Origin of the sequence: Erythrobacter sp. HI0063, assembly GCF_001635685.1 — a bacterium.
Classification (GTDB): Bacteria; Pseudomonadota; Alphaproteobacteria; order Sphingomonadales; family Sphingomonadaceae; genus Qipengyuania.
In genome coordinates, this window is record NZ_LWFF01000093.1 from 1 (window position 1) to 440 (window position 440).

At 58.2% G+C, this 440-nt stretch carries 1 protein-coding gene; it reads left to right on the forward strand.

The annotated features are described in order from the left end of the window. Positions 1-26: 26 nt before the first annotated feature. On the forward strand, positions 27-440 hold a 414-nt coding region (locus tag A3736_RS04245; protein ID WP_197465482.1), incomplete at its 3' end, for a hypothetical protein.

Genomic DNA, 440 nt, shown 5'->3' on the forward strand with positions numbered 1-440 from the left:
GCGCGATCATCCGATGGCATGTCCTTGTGATTGCGATCTTTTCCCTGCTGCTTGCGAGCGCTCTCAGCCGTCTTCGTTCGTTTGGTCGCATGCAGGCCTATGTCGGTATCGTACTCATAATCTTGGTCGCCATCGTTGTGGCCGCCAAGTTCGGAGTTCGTGCCGAATTCTCGGATCCCGTCGCCCTTCTGGCGATCTATGGAGGGCTAAGAGCTCTCGCACGGTACAAGCGTCGCCATCTGCTGATCGAGCCGCGCAGCAATTTGCCGAATTTCGTGGCTCTGCATCGGGATTTGGGAGGCGATGCCGTCGCACCGCAACTCGCCATCATCGTGGCCAAGGTGGCACGTCTCGATTCCGTTTTCACAACTCTGAGTCCGAGCGAACAGCAACGCTATCTGCGCCAGATCGCCGATCGTCTGGCATTCGGTCAGAGCGGC